The following is an 18,679-nucleotide window of genomic DNA, read 5'->3' on the forward strand; positions in this document are numbered from 1 at the left end:
CTAATCCGTTTGTCCGCGCGTGCCGTAGGAGAGAGCGAGAAAGATGCCGCCGAGAATTATCAGAGCGATTCCGACGACGATAAGGAACACCGTATTGGTGGCGATGCCGATAATTAGGACAATGATGCCAACAACAATCGCGAGAATCCAAGAGATCCGGCCTCTGGAAAATAAGCTGACCATGGTGCCCTCCACGGGATGAAAACCCGAACTGCCTACCTCCGCATTTTAGCCCCAAACGGCGGGATCAGGAGGAAAACCGTTGGGAATATGTCAGGCAAGTTGCAGTCCCCGGCAGCTAACAAAACGCCGGGGACTGCCGACAGTAGCTTGCGACGGCCCCGTAGGGTCTGACGAGGCGAGGATGAACCGATGATCGTAGTGACCCGGCTGGATAACCGCGAATTTGCGATCAACCCTGACCTCATCGAGCGTATCCATGCCAACCCGGACACCACCTTGGTGATGGCGGACGGTGCCAAGTATATTGTCACCGAGCCGCTGGCCGAAGTCATCGAACTGATCGCTCGGTACCGTGCCTATGTCATCAGTCTGGCGCGCCATGCCCCCGCAGCGGTGGCGCAGCACGGCGGCCGCACCCTAACGATTGTTCCGCCCTCTGATCCCGGCAGCGAGCGGCCCGGCAATACCGTCCCGCTACCACCAGCAAGGTAACTCCATGGACCCGTCAACACTTATTGGCCTGGCCCTCGCCTTTGGCGCCCTGTTCGGCATGGTCACCCTCGAGGGCGCCCATATTCAGTCCCTGCTCCTGCCTCCGCCGATGATCCTGGTCTTTGGCGGGACCCTCGCCGTCGGGCTTGCCGGCTCCACCTTCAAGGACGTCATGCAGGCTGCGAAGGCGCTGCCCCGTGCCATCAAGGGCAAGACCACGCCGCCGACGGAAAGCATTGACCAGGTGGTCAAGCTGGCGGAGACGGCCAGAAGCGAAGGCCTGCTCGCCCTGGAACAGGAGGCCGCCAAGGTCAGCGATCCCTTCCTGCGCGGCGCCCTGCAGAACATCGCCGACGGCACGGATGGCGATGAACTGCGGATGATGCTCGAAGACGAGGTCGGTACGAAAATCAAGACCGATCATGGCGCCGCCAAGTTCTTCAACAGTCTCGGCGGGTATGCCCCGACCGTCGGCATCATCGGTACGGTCGTTTCGCTGACCCACGTGCTGGAGAATCTCAGCAGCCCGGACAAGCTGGGACCGATGATCGCCAGCGCGTTCGTCGCCACGTTGTGGGGGCTGCTGTCGGCCAACTTCATCTGGCTGCCGATCGGCAGCAGAATGGCCCGGATTTCGGAGCTGGAGGTGGAGCGGATGGTGCTGCTGATGGAAGGTGTCCTGGCCGTCCAGGCCGGCAGTCAGCCGCTGCTGCTGCGCGAACGGCTGCGGGCCATGGTCCCCGCCCATGATCTGAAGACCGGCTCCGCATTGAAGGGCGCCAGCGGACCTAAGAGTCCCAAGAGCAAGGAAAAGGAAGCGGCGTGAGCGCACGTCCGCGCCGGCGGAACTTCGGGAAGCCGGCGGTACAGCACGCCGACGAACGGTGGATGGCTTCCTATATGGATATGGTCACCGTCCTGATGTGCATGTTCATCGTCCTGTACGCCATGTCCACGGTGGATTCCAACAAATTCGAGAGGCTGAAGAATTCCCTCGCCACCGGCTTCGGCGTCGAACAGACCACCAAGGTTGACACCGCCACCGGCGTCGTGGTCCCGCCGGACAAGATCAATTCGGAAGCCGAAGGCTTTGCCGATCCGGCGGTGATCCAAACGAACGTGGCCCCACCGGAATCCGTCCAGAAGGAATTGGCCCAGAAGGAAGTCGCGCGGCTGACAGCCCTGCGGGACAAGATGGAGGCCAACCTTGCGGCCATTGGCATGACTGCTGCCGTGAAGTTCAAAATCGACGAGCGCGGCCTCACCGTCCGACTGGTGAGTTCGGAGACATTCTTTATGCCCGATGATGCCCGACTGACCAGACCTACGACCGCCGTCTTGGATGCGATTGCCCCGGTCCTGGCAGAGGTGTCGTTGGATGTCTCGGTGGAGGGAAACGCAGCGCTGGTGCCGGAGTCGATTCCCAATCCGCAGTACTGGGAAATCTCCGCAGCCCGGGCCACCAACGTCGTCCGGCATCTGATCGAGGCGGATGGTATATCCCAGACCCGGATGGCCGCGGTCAGCTTTGGGGCGGCCCGGCCGGTGGGGGCGACGAACAGCGCCGACGATCTGGCCAAGAACCGCCGGGTGGATATCGTGGTGCTTTCGGACCAGCCCGAGAGCGTGCGCTCGCTGATTCCTCAGGTCCTCAAGGCCGGCGGACAGTGAGCGCCGGCTGCCGGCAGAAGAGGTTCGACGGCGGCGGCTAAGAAAGCCGCGGGTAACTGCTAACGGCGCGGACAGACCGGCCGATAGTGGCTGACGTGAGAGTAGTGCGAGAAGGAACGCCCGACGGGACGGCCGGCAGGCAGACCTCAGGCATCGACGTTTTCGATTTCGGACGTCCCACGACGCTGGCACGTGAACACAGCCGCGTCCTGGAACTCGCCATGGAGACCTTCGCCCGGCAGTGGGGCACGCACCTGACCGCCAGGGTCCGGGTGAAGTCGCGGATTGTTTCCGGTCAAGTCCTCATGCAGACCTATGACGAGTACTCGGCGGCGTTGCCGTCCACGACGGCGATGGTGCTGTGCGCGCTCGAAGGCAACACCTCCCAGGCGGTGATTCAGTTTCCGACGGCGGCCGGGCTCGGCCTAGTGGTCCATATGCTGGGCGGCAACGGGAGCCAGCCGTTGCCGAACCGGAAATTTACCCAGATCGAGCAGTCCCTGGTCCTGCATTTGATGGACGACGCACTGGAGAATCTGCGCTACTCGCTGGATTCGCTGCTGACCGTGCCTATTAAGATCGCCGGTATCCAGTACAACTCCCAGTTCGCCCAGGCAGCGGCTCCCTCGGATCTGATGATTGTGTCCTTCTTTACGATCACGGTGGGCGGAGTCAGCGCCCCCGCCACGGTGGCCATACCTGCCGAAATACTGCTCCCGCACCTGGGCGCAGCCAATCCCCTGGATACGGCCGTGCATTGCCGGGAACGCATCCTAGCGCAGCTGGTACACATTCCGGTGGATGTCTCCCTGCAGCTGACCCCCACCACCATCCGGCCCGGCGCCATTTTGAACCTTGCTGTGGGAGACGTCCTTCCTCTGCCGCACCCGAAGGACCGCCCGGTCGACCTCGCCGTGGATGGCCAGCCGCTGGCCGCCGCGGCGCTGGGCTCCAAGGGATCCCGATTGGCCGGCATCATCGTTACTACCGAGGAGAACCCGCGATGAGCGCGAATCAGACCCTACACACCGCCGCTGCCGCTGCACTGACCGACCTGCTGCCGACCGTGACCGCGCTGCGTGCGGCCGTGCATCCGGGCGGCCTGCCCGCGCGGGTATCGGTAACCGGCACCGTCATGGCCTCCTTTGTGGGTGCACTGTCCGCGGATATTGCGCTGGTGCTGACGGACGCTGCCCCGCTGGCCGGTGCCGGCGGGACGGACTCGTCCCTGGTTTCGCTGGCGGATGTGCTCCGCCCTTCCTTCGAGCGTGCAACCTCGGTGCTCGGTGCGGGCGTGCTGGGCCAATCCCGGACCGAGGACGGTGCCGCGCTGTTCTCGGATCCCGAAACCGTAATCTTCGAACTGACCGGCGCGGCGGAGACGGCGGGCTGGTTCGCCATCCGGATCCGGGAACACGCCCCGAACGGTGCCGGTGCCCGGGCCTCCGATGAATCGATGATTGGCAAACTGGGCCGGATCAACAACGTCGAAATGACCCTCACCGTCGAGATCGGGCGAACCCGCATGTCCGTGCGCGACGTGCTCGGGCTGGAACCGGGCCGCGTGATCGAGCTCGACCGCTCTGCCGGCGCTCCTGCCGACGTGCTGCTTAACGGGCGGCTGATCGCCAAGGGCGAGGTCGTCGTCGTCGATCAGGACTACGCCATCCGCATCACCAAGATTCTCGACGTCGCCGAAGCGGTCGGTTAGATGGACACGTTGATCCTCGCCCTGCGGGTGGTGCTCTCCCTCGGGGCGGTGATAGCCGTGCTCTGGCTGGTGCAGCGGCGGCTCAGCCGCGGCGCCGGTGTGCGCGGCGCCCTGGATCCGCTGAAGGTGGTCGCGAGGCGGGGTCTTGGCCAGAAAGCGTCCGTGGTGGTGGTGGAAACCGGGGGACAGCGGTTCGTGCTCGGCGTGACCGAGCACTCGGTCAACGTCCTGCACTTATCCGAGCTGCCGGTTGAAGAAGCCGCCGCCGAAGCGTTTGCCGGTACGCTGCATCAGGCACAGGCACAGGCACAGGCACAGGCACAGGCACAGGCACAGGCACAGGCACCGTCGGAGGGGTTCGGGGCCGCCGGTCCCGCAAGGGCGCCGTTGAGCCGGCGCGAACGCAAATCGGCACTTAACAGATCCTGGCGGGGACCCATTCGGGCACCCCTGCAGGGCGAAGCCCCCAACCAGGGATCCATGGGCGGGTCCCTGGGCGGATCCATCCTGTCCGCCTCCACGTGGCGGCAGGCGGCCGCGGCGGCCCGGAAAGGGCTGGCCGGTTGAAAGCCGCCGTCCGGGCGCGCCGGGCGGGCAGGCCCGTTTCATGGCTGGTGCTCGCGCTACTGGCTGTCACGGCGCTCCTTTTCCTCGGCACCGCCGGTGCGCACGCTGCACCGCTGGATGCCGTTCCCGCGCACCCCCTGCCAGCGGCGCAGGTCCCGCTGGCTCCTGTCCCCTTTGTCTACGCCCCGACGGCGCAGGTCCCGCTGGCTCCTGTTCCCTTTGACCCGGCGGATCCCACCGTGCCGGCGGACCCAACGGCGCCGGCTGATCCGACGAATCCGGCCAATCCGCCGTCGTCCGACGGCGGCGTAACGGTCAAAATCAACGGTCCCGACGGCACTCCGTCCAGCGCCGTCGTAACGCTGATTGGTATCACGCTGCTCTCCGTTGCGCCGGCACTGCTGCTGATGATGACCTCGTTCACCAAGATCTTTGTGGTGCTGGCGATGACGCGCAATGCCCTGGCCCTGCCCAATATTCCGCCGAACCAGGTGCTGGCCGGCCTGGCGCTCTTCCTGTCCTTCTTCATCATGATGCCGGTCCTAACGGACGTGAATAACCTGGCCGTGCAGCCCTATCTGGGCGGGCACCTCGATTTCGGTGCGGCGGTTGAGGCGGCATCGAAACCGCTGCAGACCTTCATGCTTGCGCACACCCGGCAGGAGGACATTGCCCTGATGACGCGGGCCGCGGGGATGGATAATCCTGCCAGTGCTGCTGACGTGCCGATGACCACGCTCATTCCGTCGTTCATGATTTCCGAGCTCCGGGCCGCCTTCATCATCGGTTTCGTCATATTCATCCCGTTCCTGATTATCGACATTGTGGTCTCCTCGGCCCTGATGTCGATGGGCATGATGATGCTTCCGCCGGTGATGGTTTCGCTGCCCTTCAAGATCCTGCTGTTTGTTCTGGTGGACGGCTGGGGCATGGTCATTACGGCGCTGATCCAGAGTTACCGGGGCGGCTGATGGATACCAACGCCGTTCTGGACATCGGAACACAGGCGCTGCTGACGGCGGCGAAGCTGGCCGCCCCGGTCCTGCTGACCGCGCTCGCCGTCGGCCTGCTCATCTCGCTGCTGCAGTCGATCACGCAGATCCAGGAGGTCACGCTCTCCTTCGTGCCTAAAGCCATCGCTGTGGCCGTGGTGCTGTTGATCGCCGGGCACTGGATGATCACCGAGATGGTCACGTTCACGCATGAAATGTTCGCCAAGATCCCCGCCCTGCTCAATGGCGGCGGCTGAGGTGGCGCTCACGCTGAACCCCGCCTGGCTGGAGGCGTTGATGCTTGCCAGCGTGCGGATGGTGGCGTTCTTTGTGGTGGCCCCGCCCTTTTCCTACAACGGATTCCCGCTGCGGATAAAGGCCATGCTGGGGCTGGGGCTGGCCTTGGCCGTGTCGCCGAAGGTGGCGCCGGGCTACAAATCCGCCGATACCGCCGGTTTCATCACCGGCCTGGTGCTGGAGGTGGTAGTGGGTGCGTCCCTGGGCTTTTTGGTGCTGCTGATCTTTTCTGCGGTCCAGTCGGCCGGCAGCCTGGTGGACATGTTCGGCGGGTTCCAGATGGCCCAGGCCTTCGACCCGCAGGCGATGCTCAACGGGGCCCAGTTCACCCGGCTGTTCCAGATGACCACCCTCGCTCTGCTCTTCGCCTCGGACGGCTACCAGCTGGTGATCGGCGGAATGGTCCGCAGTTTCACCGCGCTGCCGTTGGGCGGCGGGATCGACCTGACGCACCCGGTTCAAGCCATGACCGCGGCCACCGGACTGATGTTCCTGGCCGCCGTCCAGATCGCCGGACCGCTGTTGGTGGTGCTGTTCCTGGCCGACGTCGGGCTTGGACTGCTGACCCGGGTGGCACCGGCGCTGAACGCGTTCGCGCTGGGCTTTCCGTTGAAGATTTTCCTCACGCTGGCCCTGGCCGGTGCGGTGTACGCCGCCCTGCCCCGGATTGTTGCGGCGCTGGCCGGCCAGGCGTTCAGCCAGTTGTCAGGGGACGGTTAGATGTCGGATTCACAGGAACGCACCGAAGACGCCACACAGAAGCGGATGAAGGAGGTCCGTTCCAAGGGCCAGTTGTCCCGGTCCCAGGACGTCACCGCGTGGCTGGGTGTGGGCGCCGCCGCCATCATGCTGCCGATCACCATCGCACGGGCCGGCGACGCCGCGGCGGATCAGCTGTTCAGCATCCGTGTCGTCGCGTCCAACCCCGATCCCGGCCGGGCCCTCGCCGCCCTCGGCGCCGGGTGCGCGTCGCTGGCCGCCACCCTGACGCCATTGCTGGTGGTGGTGGCCCTGGCCGTACTGGCCGGAGCGGCCCTGCAGGGTGGCATCCACTTCAAGAAATTTGAGGTCAAGTTCGATCACTTTGACCTGTTGAAGGGACTCAAGCGGGTCCTCGGCACGCAGGCGCTGTGGCAGGGTCTCAAAGCGCTGCTGAAGACCGCCGTCGTCGGCCTGGTTCTTTATGCCGTGGTTCAGGGCCTCATGCCCGTACTCCTCAATGCCGGGGGACTGCCGGTCAGCGCGCTGCTGTCCGCGGCGGGCGGCGGCGTTGCCTCGATGCTGGAGTTCGCGGTGGCAGCCGGTCTGGTGCTGGCCGCCGCGGACGTTTTTGTCATCATGCGGCGGAACCGGAAGAAGACGCGGATGACCAAGCGGGAGGTCAAGGACGAGAACAAAAACACCGACGGCGACCCGCTGATCAAGTCCCAGCGGCGGTCCCGGCAACTGTCCATGAGCCGGAACCGCATGATCACCGCCATCTCAAGCGCCGACGTCGTCCTGCTGAATCCGACGCATCTCGCGGTCGCGGTCAAGTACGAACCAGGGAAATCGGCGCCGCGGGTGGTGGCCAAGGGGGCCGGCCACATGGCGGCGCGGATCCGCCGGGAGGCCGAATCCAAGGGCGTGCCGATGATCCGTGACGTTGCGCTGGCACGTGCCCTGCATGCAGGCTGCGCGCTAGGTCATGAGATTCCTCTTGAGCTTTACGACGCCGTGGCCCGGGTGCTGGCCTTTGTGCTGGCGCTGAAATCCCGGGGCCGGCCCGGCAGGCCCCAGACCATGACCGCGCTTCCGTTGATATCCGAAGGAACCTAGAGTGAACCGCAACTTCTCCAAGCTCGCCGTGCCCGTGGGAGTGGTGGGCGTCATAATGCTGCTGATCGTGCCGATCCCGGCGCCGCTGCTGGATGTGCTGATCATCATCAACATTCTGCTGGCGCTGGTGACGCTGCTGACCACCATGTTCGTGAAAAAGCCGCTCGACTTCTCGGTCTTCCCGTCCCTGCTGCTGGTGGCCACGCTGTTCCGGCTGGGACTCAACGTCTCCTCCACCCGGCTGGTGCTCGGACAGGCCCACGCCGGGGCCGTCATCAACGCCTTCGGCAAGGTCACGGTGGGCGGCTCGCTGATCATCGGCTCGGTGATCTTTATGCTGCTGGTGGTCATCCAGTTTGTGGTGGTGACCAAGGGCGCCGAGCGGGTTGCCGAGGTGGGGGCGCGCTTCACCCTTGATGCCATGCCGGGCAAGCAGATGGCCATTGACGCAGATCTCAACGCCGGGCTGATCACCGATGTGCAGGCGCGTGAACGGCGGGCGGAGGTGTCCGCGGAAGCCGACTTCTACGGTGCGATGGACGGCGCGTCGAAGTTCGTTAAGGGTGATGCGATCGCCGGCATCATCATCATCGTCATCAACCTTGTCGGCGGGATCGCCATCGGCATGGCCCAGCGCGGCATGTCCATCACGGACGCGCTCAACACCTATGCCTTGCTCACCATCGGCGACGGGCTGGTCACTCAGATTCCCGCCCTGCTGATGGCCGTTTCCACCGGTATGATCGTGACCCGCTCCAACGCCGAGTCGGACATGGGCACCACGGCGTCGGCGCAGCTGGGGCAGTCCCGGACGGCCCTGCAGATTGCCGGCCTGGCCGCCATCGCCATGGGCCTGATCCCGGGCATGCCGGTCATTCCCTTTATGCTGGTGGGGATCGGGCTCCTGATCGCCTCGCAGCGGATCAAAACCAAGGACCGGGCTGACAAGGCCGCCAGCGCTGCAGTGGCGGCGCAGGAGGCGGCTGTTCCGCGCCCCGAAACGACGGAGGACCTGATCGAAGCGATGCGGGTGCACGCGGTGGAGATCCTGCTGGCCCCGGACCTGGTAGACCTGGTCTCGGGTGCCTCCGACGACCTGTTGGCCAGGGTGCGTTCGCTGCGGCACAAGATCGCCATGGATCTGGGCCTGGTGGTCCCGCCGGTTCGCACCCGGGACAGCGTGGAGCTTCCCTCGGGCAGCTACGTGATCAGGATTGCCGGCGTGGAGGCCGGGCGCGGGACGGCGCCGGGGGGGAAGGTGCTGGCGCTCGGTGAGAACCTGGAAGGGCTGCCGGGAGTCACCACGGCGGAGCCGGTGTTCGGCCTGGCCGGCAAATGGATCCCGGCGGAGCTGCGGCACAGCGCCGAGATGGCCGGGGCAACCGTCATAGACCGCGTCTCCGTACTGGTCACGCATTTGTCCGCCATCGTCACGGACAACGCCCCCCGCTTGCTCTCCCGCGAAGACGTCCGAGTGCTGACGGACGGGGTCCGGGCGGTCAATCCCTCCGCGGTGGAGGAGCTCATCCCGGGGGCCCTGTCCCTAGCCGAGGTGCAGCGTGTGCTGCAGGGCCTGTTGGCGGAGCAGGTACCGATCAACGATCTGCCGCGCATCTACGAGGCGCTCACGCTGCGGGCCAAGGTGGCCACGGATCCGGAGGGTCTGATCGAAGCCTCACGGCAGGCGCTGGGACCCGCGCTCGCGGCACGTTACTTGGATGGCCAGACGCTCTCCGTCATCATGATCGACCCGCTGCTGGAACAATCCATGCTCGAGGCGGTGCGGCCCTCGGAGCAGGGTACTCAGATTGTGATGCACGCCGGCCGCGTTGAGGCGGTGCTGGAATCTTTGAAGTCTTCCGTCGCCGCGGCCGGCGCACTGGGCCGGGACGTGGTGCTGGTGTGTGCGCCCGCGCTGCGTCCGGCCGTCCGGCGGCTGGTGTCAGCGCAGTCCGGTGGCCTGCCGGTACTTTCATATCAAGAGGCGACGGCGGCCAATGTGGCCATTGAAACGGTAGGGGTGGTACGTGGTGTCGAGCAGATTTCAGCTTAGGGGCGAGTCCATGGAGGGGATTGAATGGAAGCTGTTTAACAGCCATGGCAGCGCGGCCCGGATCATCGCGGCCGAAAAGGTCTCCGAAGGCGGGCTTGGCGGGTTCTTCGCGCGGCACTTTTTTGAGGTCACGGTGGAAGTTGACGGCGCCGTCGTGCCGGCAGCCGCCGTACGGCCTGCACGGACCGGTATAAGCGCGCTGCTGAAAGAGGCCGACGCAGCGGACGCCGCCGCAAACGGGGCACGGTTCCCGACCGTTTCGACCGCTTCAAACGGCTTCGCGGCGCTGCTGGAAGACCTCACGGCGGCAGCCCCGGCGGACGGGGCCCCGGAGGTTACTGACGCGCCCGCCCTCGTTTCCGGATCCGGCAAGGTGGTCATGGTTGTCGGGCTGGCTGCGGATCCGATGGAAATCACCCGATCCATGGGCCGGGTGCTCAAGGACGCGGAGATCAGAACCGCCGGAGCGATCAAATCCATGGGGACCGAACATGTTGCGGGGCGCATCGGTCTGGCGGCTGCGCGTGCAGCCGGCGTGGCGGCCGGGCGGACGGTGATCATCGCTTTCGGGATCAGCCCGGGGGGCCACGTCCCGTCCGCTGCCCTCAGCGAGGTGGATGCGGATCAGGTCTGGGTGGCGGTGGATGCCGCACGCAAGCCGGCCGACACGGCGGTCTGGGTGGACAGGGTCGGCTGGGCCGTGAAGGCAGATGCCCTGGCCGTGCTGGGCAGCACGGAAACCCTGACCCCTGGCACGGTCCTTGAACTGGGACTGCCGGTGGGCTGGATCGAGAGCGGTCCGGCCACCGCCGCGGATCTGTAACGGCTCGTCGCCTGGCCTGGGCCGTCCCCGCCGGCTTCAGCCCCTGGGGAGGGCCCATGCCAGGCAACATATCGTTTCCTCAAGGCAAGGTAGGCTCAAACAGTGCTGGTACTAACACGGAAGCTCGGTGAAAAGCTTCTCATCGGGGAGGACATCGTCATCACGCTCCTCGACGTGCGCGGAGACAGCGTCCGGCTAGGTATTGACGCCCCGCGCGGCATCACTATTGCCCGCGCCGAGGTCATCGAGGCGGTCAGCGCGGCAAATATCGCAGCGGTGCAAACCGATGCCGCAACCGAGGAGCAGATTAAAAACATGCTGGGCCACGCTTTTCCGGGAAAGGCGACCTGAGCAGGACCGGCGGCCGGAACCCTTGACGCGGGCCGTGCAGCCTCTAGCGTTGACGGGGGGACCAATCGACGAAGAGGAAGCATCAGCCATGAAGAAAATCTCATTGGGATCACAGGGTCTGGAAGTTTCCAGGTTGGGGCTGGGCTGTATGGGGATGTCGGCCTTCTACACCGGCAGCGGTGCGGACGACGCCGGCGCCATCCGCACCATCCACCGCGCACAGGAACTGGGGGTCACGTTTTTCGACACGGCCGAAATGTACGGACCGTATCTCAACGAGGAGTTGCTGGGCAACGCGTTCGCGGGAGGGCGTGACGAGGTCGTGATCGCCACGAAATTCGGCACCCTCCTGCACCGCGGTGATGGCGGCCGCGGGCTGGACGGCAGCGCCGAAAACATCCGGCTGTCCGTGGAGGGATCCCTCAGGCGCCTGAAGACGGACTACATAGATCTGTACTATCAGCACCGGATGGATCCCGGCACTCCGATCGAGGATACGGTAGGTGCCCTGGGGGAGCTGATCCAGGAGGGGAAGATCCGTCACTATGGTTTGTCCGAGGCAGCGCCGGAAACGATCCGCCGGGCGCACGCGGTGCACCCGGTTACGGCTGTTCAGACGGAGTATTCGCTCTGGTCACGGGATCCGGAAAAGGAGATCCTGCCGACCGTCCGGGCGCTGGGGATCGGGTTCGTGCCGTATTCCCCACTGGGGCGCGGCTTTCTGACCGGCACGATCAGGTCCGTGGATGAGCTCGATGATTCCGATTTCCGCCGGCAGAACCCGCGATTCGAGGGCGACAACCTGAAGGCCAACATCCGCATCGTGGAGCAGGTGGATGCGGTGGCCGCCGAAGCCGGGGCCGCGCCCGGGCAGGTGGCTCTGGCCTGGCTGCTCGCCCAGGGGGATGACATAGCGCCCATCCCCGGGACCAAGCGGATCGCTTACCTGGAGGAAAACGTGGGCGCCGATGCGCTGGTGCTCACACCCGGGCAGCTTGCGGAGCTGAGCGATCTGCCGGCCGCCGCGGGAGACAGGTATTCGGACATGTCCCCCCTGAACAAGTAAGCGCTGAACAAGTAGCTGTTGAATCAGTAGCCACTCGTCCCAGGCCGTGTCTCAGAGCGGCGCATTCGCGCTAAGGCGGGCGTTCGCTGGCCCGTCAAAGCGGGGCTGGCTCGCGACGAAGGGGCTCGCTCGCGAGAGCGGAGCTGCGCAGCACCGTTGTCGCGGCTCCGCCCCGTCATCGGCGCCCTGGGCTTGCCTCATCACGGCGCACCGGTGCGGGTGACCATCCGCAGCACCGTGGTTCCCTGCTCCTCCAAGGCGGTGAGGTCTACGGCGATCCGGCCGAGGCGCGCCAGCGAATCGACGTGCGTGCCGCCGCACGGGATGCGGGCCTCCCCCTCGGGCAGCGCGCACACCCAGCACCGGCGGGCCGTGAGGGCGCCGCCGTCGCACTCTATCTGCACGGGCGCGCCGGCACGGACCCAGCCGGCCAGGGTTTCGTCGATGGACACGGTGAGCGCGCCCAGCTCCGCGACCAGACCGTCGGCGTTGAACCCTTTGCGCCGCAGGGACTTGTTCAGCCGGAAAACGTCCACCGACCCGTATTCCTCGATGTTGGAGGAGGCAATGGCCGCGCCGTTAAAGTCCGGGCAGCCCAAGGCATCGGCACGGGTTTCCTTGGACCACCGCTGTGCCAGCGCACGGTTCAAGGCCAGCGACGCCTCGTGGCAGGCGCTGTGTCCGGCGCTCAAGGCGGCGCGGTGGTCCGCATCAATGTAAACCTCGACGGCGGCGCCCTCGGGCAGGCGGGCAGCAGCCGGCAGCAGGTGGACCACCACGAAATTCCAGCCTTCGGTTCCCTTGCGGACCGGGATATCGCCGCCGATGAACAGGTCCTGTCCATTCGTCGCGGCCACAACGCAGTCCAGCACCGGCCACTGGCCTGGCTGATCTGCGGCACCGGCTTCTGCGGCACCGGCTTCTCCGGCACCGGCCAGGCGGATCACCGCACGGTCCGCGCCCTGGTCAGGCCAGCCGGCGTCCACCGGATGGCACGGCGTGGTGTCCAGCAGGACTGCCAGCCTGCCGTCGTCGTGCTCCTGCCTGTGCTGGAGGAGCGGACCGTGATGGCGCAACTGACTGGGACTAAGCAGCTGAGTGTGCAGCACGACGGCTTTTCCCGAGGTCTGCCCGGCAGGGTAGGTAACGAGGGTGTCGGATACGGGAAGTGTCATGGAAATCAGCGTAGCCGCACGGATCTGAATTCCGGCGGCACCGGACGCGGGTTGAATGGGGATGGAGATTTCGGAACTACAGCGTCCCGCAGCGCCAATGATGCTCGCTGGCCCATGCACGTCCTTGCTTCCGTCTAGAGCCACTTCTTCCGTTTGAACACCGTGTACATCAGGGCACAGAGGGCCAGCATCAGCCCGATCGCAAAGGGGTAGCCGAACGTCCAGGACAGCTCGGGCATGATGTGGAAGTTCATCCCGTACACCGAGGCGACGAAGGACGGGGCAAAGAAGATTGCAGCCCAGGAGGAGATCTTTTTGAGCTCCTCATTCTGCGCCGCGCTGGCCTCGTTCTGCCGGTTGGTGGTCAGTGTGCCGTCCACCGTCAGCGCATTCTGCAGCAGCTGACGGAAGGAATCCGCGCGGGCCGTGACGTTCTGGACGTGGTCCTGGACATCGCGCAGGGAGCGCTCGAGCTCACGGTGTACGCCGTGTTTTTCAAAACCGAGTTCCAGCGCGGTCAGCATATCCGTCAGCGGGTGAATGGCGCGCTGAAACTGGATCACCTCGCGGGAAAGCTGGTAGATGCGGCGCGAAACGGTGGGATCGCCGGCAAAGAGCTGGTCCTCGATCTCATCGATATCATTTTCCAGCCCGGCAATCACCGGCGCATAGTCATCCACCACCTGGTCCAGGATGGCGTACAGGACGGCCTCTGGCCCCAGCGCCAATAGCTCGGGATTGCCTTCCAGCCTGTGCCGCACGCGGGCCAGCCCCGGGGTCTCGGCATGCCGGATGGCGATCACGAAGTTCGTGCCGGTGAAGATGTGCAGCTCACCGAATTCCACCACCTCATCGGCATCGATGTAGTGCGCGGGCCTCAGGACGGTGAAAAGGATGTCATCATAGCGTTCCATCTTGGGCCGCTGGTGCGCCTTGATGGCGTCTTCCACCGCCAGCTCATGCAGCCCGAATTGGCCGGCGACGGAATCCATCTCGGTCGGGGTGGGGCGGAACATCCCGATCCACACCATCCCGCCGCGTTCGGCGAGCGTCGCGTAGGTCTGTTCGAGACTGAGGGGATCCGCGGTGCGCACGCCGTTGACGTAAACGGCGTTGTCGATGATGGTCACGGGTTCATTATCCGCGTCCGGGGCGGAAACGTCCTTTTAACCACGGCCAGCACTGTTCTGCGGCCATCACTGTTCTGCGGCCATGCCGCCCAGCAGTGGTTGGACACGGTAGGGGATGTGCTCGTGCAGGGCCAGCGACGTTTCGGTGCGGATGACCCCACGGATGCGCAGCAGCGCCCGCAGGGCGTTCTGCAGATGGTGGACGTCGGTGGCGGCCAGCCTGCACCAGACATCGCCGCGGCCGGAAATTTCATAGACCTCCAACACCTGCGGCTGTTTGCGCAGGGCCGCGATGACGCCGTCGAGTTCGCGGTGTGTCACCTCAATCGTGACGAAGGCGACGACGTCGTAATCGATCGCTGCCAGGTCCACCTCACGCCCGCCGTCGCGCAGGGTTCCGGAGCGCAGCAGGCGTCGGAGCCGGGTCTGCACCGTGTTGCGTGCCACGCCCAGTGTCTCGCCCAGCTCACCGATCTGGGCGCGCGGATCCCGCACCAGTTCGAGCAGCAGCTTCAGGTCCAGGGCATCGAGTTTGCTCATCGGGAGCACTCCGGTTCGGTAGTAACGGACGATGTTGATCAAAACCATCAAATATAGGCGCCGTGCGAGTTCAACTGACTCGTGCTGCTTCAGTCTATAGAGGAAATAGTACAGTTCCGGTCACCCTCCGGCAGTACCTGAGCCCCTGAGGAAATGAGCCGCATGACCGTCCTGAATGAATTACGGATGCGTCCCGTCGACGCCGGTCCCCGGGGCTGGAACGCTTCCGTATCGGCGCGCCTGGTATTGGCCGGCGTCGTCATTTTCACCCTGCTGATCGGCGCGAACCTGGCCACCCCGCTCTACGCGCTGCTGGCCGGCCGGCTGGGGTTGAGCCCCTTGGACATCACCGCCGCCTTCTCCAGCTACGTCCTCGCACTCGTGGCGGGGCTGATCTTGTTCGGGCACTGGTCGGACCATATAGGCCGCCGCGCCACGCTCGTACTGGCCGTGCTGATCGGTCTGGCCGGCGGCCTGGTCTTCGGCGCGGCGGAGAACCTGCCGACGCTCGCTGCGGGTCGCGCTCTGCAGGGAGTAGCCGTTGCGCTCGCCACCGGTGCCAGCGCCGCTGCCCTGCGGGATCTGCTGCCCGACCGTCCGGAGTGGGCTTCTCGGTTCACTTTGCTGGCATCCTTCGGGGGTGTCGCCGCCGGCCCAGTGATCGGCGGCCTGCTGTCCCTGTTGCCGGACCCTACCCGGACCCCGTTCGTGATCCACGCCGCGGTGCTGCTGCTGCTGTTGGTGCCGCTGTATCTGCTCGACGCCCGACCTGCGATCAGGCCGGCGGCCAACGGCGCCGCACTGGCCGCGCTCAGGCCCCGCCGGCCCACTGTTTCGCGCGGGGCCCGCGGCACCTTCTGGCTGGCCGCCGGCGTCGGCTTTCTCAGTTTCGCCGTCTTCGGTTTCTGCCTCTCGCTTGCCCCCGGCTATTTTGCCGTCGCCCTGCACACCCAATCGCGGCCGCTGATCGGCGTGCTCGCCGCGCTGACTCTGGGCTCGTCCGCCCTCAGCCAGCTGCTGAGCGTTCGGGGCCGTTTCCTGGTCCCGGCCGGGCTGGCCGTGCTGGGGCTGTCCGTGCTGCTGATCGCGGTGGCCGGCGCGGCACCGTCAGCCTGGCTGTTGGTCCTGGCCAGCGTCACGGCCGGAGCGGGGCAGGGCATCGCCTTTCACATGGTCTTCAACGACGTGGCCCGCGCAGTGGAACCGGCCCGGCACGCGCAGATCATCAGCGCGGTCTATGTCATCACCTATCTGGGCAGCGCCCTGCCGGTGATCGGGATGGGTGCGGCGGCCGGCGTGTGGGGGCTGCCGACCGTGGTGGCGGGATTCGCCGCAGTCGTCGCCGCAGCCTGTGCCGTTCTCGCCGTCGTCGCCTGGCGCCGCGCCTGCAGCCGCCGCGCGGCCGCCATCAGCTGAAGGGGAGGGGGCTCAGCAAGCAGGGGAGAGGCGACCGCTGAGGCGTGATGATTCCCTCCGGGCCCGGGGACGATGGCGCCGTCGAAGAGGTAGGTGTTGACATTGTCCTTTCCGGCATTGTCCTTTTCCACTGACGACAAACGCTGTGAACTGTCCGCCCCCCGGCCCGGTAAGCTTGGCTACATTGGGTTGATGTTCGATGTCCCGCGAGGAGAATTTTTAGTGCCGTTGTGGTTGTTCGTTGCAATCATCGTCGCGGTCTGGCTGGCCGCCATCTTCGTCATCGTTATTTTCATGATGGGCGCAGCCAGAGGCCGTGAACGCGACCGTGCCGAGTTGCAAAAGAGTCAATTGCAGCCGGCCGGCGATGGCGTCGCCAACGAATCTGACGTGGCCGCATAGACCTGCCGGGAGCCGGTGACGGTTCGGGGTACTGCGAGGCTGCGGGTGTCCTTTGGGCCCGAGGATAGGGCGAACATTAAGCGGGCAGGGGGCCGGTGTTGCCCGGAAGATGGCTGAACACAAGGGTGGTTTCGGTCTGCCCGACCACCGGATCCGTCGTGAGGTTGTCCAGCACCCAGTCGCGGAGCACATCCGTATTGGGCACGGCAATGTGCAGCAGGTAATCCACGGATCCGGAAACGTGGAAGGTGGACAGCACCTCGGGAAGCAGCGGCACCGTTCCGGTAAACCTGTCGATCTGGTCCCTGTCGTGCGCGCGCAGCCGGACGGCGATCAGCGCCTGCACCGACCGGCCGACGGCGTTCAGGTTCAGCTGCGCGTGGAAGCCCTCGATGGCGCCCCTGTCCAGGAGGGCGCGGGTGCGCATCAGTGCGGTGGATGGCGCAATGCCGACGGCGTCGGCCAGATCCCGGTTGGTGATCCGAGCGTCCGCCACCAGTGCGTCGATGATCTGACGGTCGACGGCGTCCAAGGGTTCCGGGGTCGGCCCGCCGGCGGACGGGTCACGTCGGGCGTTCTTCGCGGCCGAGGCCATGCCGGGCTCCTGGTTCTTTTCGGACCTGCCGCCCGGCGGAATGTGGGCCCGCGGCTTGGTCTTTAGGTTGAATTCTACGCAGTTGCCGGCCGTGCAGGAGCCTGTCCAGGAGGTTATCCAATCGCGGTCATTTTCCGTGGGCGGCGTGCCTCGGTGCCTCCGGCGGGCAAAAGCAACAGCGCGGTGGAGGCGGCGAGCACCGCCAGGACCGCCAGTGCCACCACCAGCGCGGTCCAGCCGGCGGACTGAAAAACGAAACCGGAAGCCCATCCGACCACGCTGGATCCGGCGTAGTAGCTGAGGTTGTACAGCGACGCGGCCTGCGCCCGGCCGGCGGGGACGACGCTTCCGGTCCAGCCCGAGGCGATGCTGTGGGCACCGAAGAACCCGGCCGTAAAAAGCACCAGCCCGAACAGAATCAGCGGCAGGCCGGCGAGGAGTGTCACCCCGAGGCCGGCGGTCATCACGGCGATGCTGCCGAGCAGGATGTTCCGCCGTCCGGCGCGCAGGGACAGCGACGCCGCCCAGCGCGAAGACACCGTGCCGGCCAGGTAGGCCAGGAAAATCAGGGCGACGGCGGCCATCGGCAGCAGGTATGGTGGCGCCTCCAGTCGGAAGCCCATGTAGTTGTACACGCTCACGAACGAGCCCATCAGCAGGAACGCCTGGGCGTAGAGGGCCAGCAGCCGCCGGTGGCGCAGCGCCGGGAGCAGCCGGGACAGCGCCTGGCCGAAGCTGTTCCGCGGCGCCGGAGTAAAGCCGCGCGGTTCCGGAGCCAGCAGCAGAAACCCAGCGGCGGCCGCCGCTGAAACAACCGAAACGGCAAGGATCCCGACCCGCCAGCCGGCCAGTTCTGCGATCGGGCCGGCCAGCAACCGGCCGAGCAGACCGCCAACGGTGGTACCGGCGACGTAGGCTCCGGCGGCCATCGCCGCGTACACCTTGTTGATCTCCTCATTCAGGTAGGCGATGGCCAAGGCCGGGATTCCGCCCAACGCCATTCCCTCCAGCGTCCGAACCGTCAGAAGGACCGGAAAGTTCGGGGACAGCGGCGCCAGCAGCCCCAGAATAGTGGCCGCGATGATGGCGGTCCCCATCACTGCGATCCGGCCGAACCTGTCCGCCGCAAAGGACCACGGAATGACCGTCACTGCCAACCCGATGGTGGCCACCGAGATGGTCAGGCCCGCCTGTGCGGCGGTGATCTGCAGGTCCCGCGCCAGCAAGGGCAGCAGCCCTTGAACCGAATACAACTGGGCAAAGGTGGCGATTCCAGCGCATAACAGGGCCAATAGAACCCGGCGGTAACCGCGGCTTCCCTTGTTGTGGCCCAGCCATGGCTGTTCAAGGGGCGGGGTTTCCTGCGGGGACGAGTTCACCCTTCCAGCGTAGAAAAC

The 18,679-nt window shown here is 65.8% G+C and carries 22 protein-coding genes; 16 read left to right on the forward strand and 6 right to left on the reverse strand.

The features are described from left to right. A complete protein-coding gene (locus QMG52_RS07800) occupies positions 1-183 on the reverse strand; it encodes a hypothetical protein (RefSeq protein WP_283559854.1) in 183 nt (60 codons plus the stop codon). A gap of 189 nt (positions 184-372) precedes the next feature. On the opposite strand from QMG52_RS07800, the gene QMG52_RS07805 reads away from it, so the two are divergent. From QMG52_RS07805 to QMG52_RS07870, 14 genes are all read left to right on the forward strand, one after another. Further along, positions 373-675 carry a flagellar FlbD family protein gene (locus QMG52_RS07805; RefSeq protein ID WP_283559855.1) on the forward strand — a complete coding sequence of 101 codons (303 nt, stop codon included), beginning with the start codon at positions 373-375 and terminating at the stop codon, positions 673-675. A gap of 4 nt (positions 676-679) precedes the next feature. Beyond that, positions 680-1,501, forward strand: coding sequence for a motility protein A (locus QMG52_RS07810; protein ID WP_283559856.1), 822 nt, complete (start codon positions 680-682; stop codon positions 1,499-1,501). Beyond that, positions 1,498-2,346 (forward strand): OmpA/MotB family protein, encoded by an 849-nt coding sequence (locus QMG52_RS07815; RefSeq protein ID WP_283559857.1) that lies wholly within the window; start codon positions 1,498-1,500, stop codon positions 2,344-2,346. Before QMG52_RS07810 ends, QMG52_RS07815 begins: the two co-directional genes overlap by 4 nt. A 95-nt stretch (positions 2,347-2,441) precedes the next feature. Next, positions 2,442-3,353, forward strand: coding sequence for a flagellar motor switch protein FliM (locus tag QMG52_RS07820; protein WP_283559858.1), 912 nt, complete (start codon positions 2,442-2,444; stop codon positions 3,351-3,353). Next, entirely contained in the window at positions 3,350-4,057 is a 708-nt protein-coding gene (gene fliN / locus QMG52_RS07825) for a flagellar motor switch protein FliN (RefSeq protein ID WP_283559859.1), read from the forward strand. Before QMG52_RS07820 ends, fliN begins: the two co-directional genes overlap by 4 nt. Continuing rightward, positions 4,058-4,624, forward strand: coding sequence for a flagellar biosynthetic protein FliO (fliO, locus tag QMG52_RS07830; protein ID WP_283559860.1), 567 nt, complete (start codon positions 4,058-4,060; stop codon positions 4,622-4,624). 203 nt (positions 4,625-4,827) lie between these two features. Next, positions 4,828-5,595 carry a flagellar type III secretion system pore protein FliP gene (gene fliP, locus QMG52_RS07835; RefSeq protein ID WP_502920466.1) on the forward strand — a complete coding sequence of 256 codons (768 nt, stop codon included), beginning with the start codon at positions 4,828-4,830 and terminating at the stop codon, positions 5,593-5,595. After that, positions 5,595-5,873: a flagellar biosynthesis protein FliQ gene (fliQ, locus tag QMG52_RS07840; protein WP_283559862.1), complete on the forward strand. Its 279-nt coding sequence runs from the start codon at positions 5,595-5,597 to the stop codon at positions 5,871-5,873. Before fliP ends, fliQ begins: the two co-directional genes overlap by 1 nt. Before the next feature lies 1 nt (position 5,874). Further along, entirely contained in the window at positions 5,875-6,633 is a 759-nt protein-coding gene (locus tag QMG52_RS07845) for a flagellar biosynthetic protein FliR (protein ID WP_283559863.1), read from the forward strand. Then, positions 6,634-7,731: an EscU/YscU/HrcU family type III secretion system export apparatus switch protein gene (locus tag QMG52_RS07850; RefSeq protein ID WP_283559864.1), complete on the forward strand. Its 1,098-nt coding sequence runs from the start codon at positions 6,634-6,636 to the stop codon at positions 7,729-7,731. Between the two features lie 55 nt (positions 7,732-7,786). Further along, positions 7,787-9,784, forward strand: a complete 1,998-nt coding sequence (locus tag QMG52_RS07855; RefSeq protein WP_502920467.1) for a flagellar biosynthesis protein FlhA — start codon at positions 7,787-7,789, stop codon at positions 9,782-9,784. Between the two features lie 10 nt (positions 9,785-9,794). Further along, positions 9,795-10,607 (forward strand): hypothetical protein, encoded by an 813-nt coding sequence (locus QMG52_RS07860; RefSeq protein ID WP_283559866.1) that lies wholly within the window; start codon positions 9,795-9,797, stop codon positions 10,605-10,607. Positions 10,608-10,709: 102 nt separating this feature from the next. Next, positions 10,710-10,958: a carbon storage regulator CsrA gene (csrA, locus tag QMG52_RS07865; RefSeq protein ID WP_283559867.1), complete on the forward strand. Its 249-nt coding sequence runs from the start codon at positions 10,710-10,712 to the stop codon at positions 10,956-10,958. An 88-nt stretch (positions 10,959-11,046) separates the two neighbouring features. Then, positions 11,047-12,024, forward strand: coding sequence for an aldo/keto reductase (locus tag QMG52_RS07870; RefSeq protein WP_283559868.1), 978 nt, complete (start codon positions 11,047-11,049; stop codon positions 12,022-12,024). A 200-nt stretch (positions 12,025-12,224) separates the two neighbouring features. Here QMG52_RS07870 and QMG52_RS07875 read toward each other — a convergent pair whose 3' ends face one another. From QMG52_RS07875 to QMG52_RS07885, 3 genes are all read right to left on the reverse strand, one after another. Next, positions 12,225-13,199 (reverse strand): alanyl-tRNA editing protein, encoded by a 975-nt coding sequence (locus tag QMG52_RS07875; protein WP_283559869.1) that lies wholly within the window; start codon positions 13,197-13,199, stop codon positions 12,225-12,227. A gap of 134 nt (positions 13,200-13,333) precedes the next feature. Next, positions 13,334-14,329: a magnesium/cobalt transporter CorA gene (gene corA, locus QMG52_RS07880; RefSeq protein ID WP_283559870.1), complete on the reverse strand. Its 996-nt coding sequence runs from the start codon at positions 14,327-14,329 to the stop codon at positions 13,334-13,336. 66 nt (positions 14,330-14,395) lie between these two features. Then, positions 14,396-14,869, reverse strand: a complete 474-nt coding sequence (locus QMG52_RS07885) for an Lrp/AsnC family transcriptional regulator (RefSeq protein ID WP_283559871.1) — start codon at positions 14,867-14,869, stop codon at positions 14,396-14,398. A 162-nt stretch (positions 14,870-15,031) separates the two neighbouring features. On the opposite strand from QMG52_RS07885, the gene QMG52_RS07890 reads away from it, so the two are divergent. Both QMG52_RS07890 and QMG52_RS07895 read left to right on the forward strand, forming a co-directional pair. Then, entirely contained in the window at positions 15,032-16,285 is a 1,254-nt protein-coding gene (locus tag QMG52_RS07890) for an MFS transporter (protein ID WP_283559872.1), read from the forward strand. Positions 16,286-16,378: 93 nt separating this feature from the next. Next, positions 16,379-16,687, forward strand: coding sequence for a hypothetical protein (locus QMG52_RS07895; protein ID WP_283559873.1), 309 nt, complete (start codon positions 16,379-16,381; stop codon positions 16,685-16,687). Positions 16,688-16,763: 76 nt separating this feature from the next. Here the strand turns inward: QMG52_RS07895 and QMG52_RS07900 are convergent, their stop codons facing one another. Both QMG52_RS07900 and QMG52_RS07905 read right to left on the reverse strand, forming a co-directional pair. After that, positions 16,764-17,282 (reverse strand): Lrp/AsnC family transcriptional regulator, encoded by a 519-nt coding sequence (locus tag QMG52_RS07900; RefSeq protein WP_283559874.1) that lies wholly within the window; start codon positions 17,280-17,282, stop codon positions 16,764-16,766. Positions 17,283-17,395: 113 nt separating this feature from the next. After that, positions 17,396-18,661 carry an MFS transporter gene (locus QMG52_RS07905; protein ID WP_283559875.1) on the reverse strand — a complete coding sequence of 422 codons (1,266 nt, stop codon included), beginning with the start codon at positions 18,659-18,661 and terminating at the stop codon, positions 17,396-17,398. Positions 18,662-18,679 lie beyond the last annotated feature (18 nt).

The sequence above is a fragment of the Paenarthrobacter sp. PH39-S1 genome, from assembly GCF_030063245.1.
Taxonomy (GTDB): Bacteria; Actinomycetota; Actinomycetes; order Actinomycetales; family Micrococcaceae; genus Arthrobacter_M.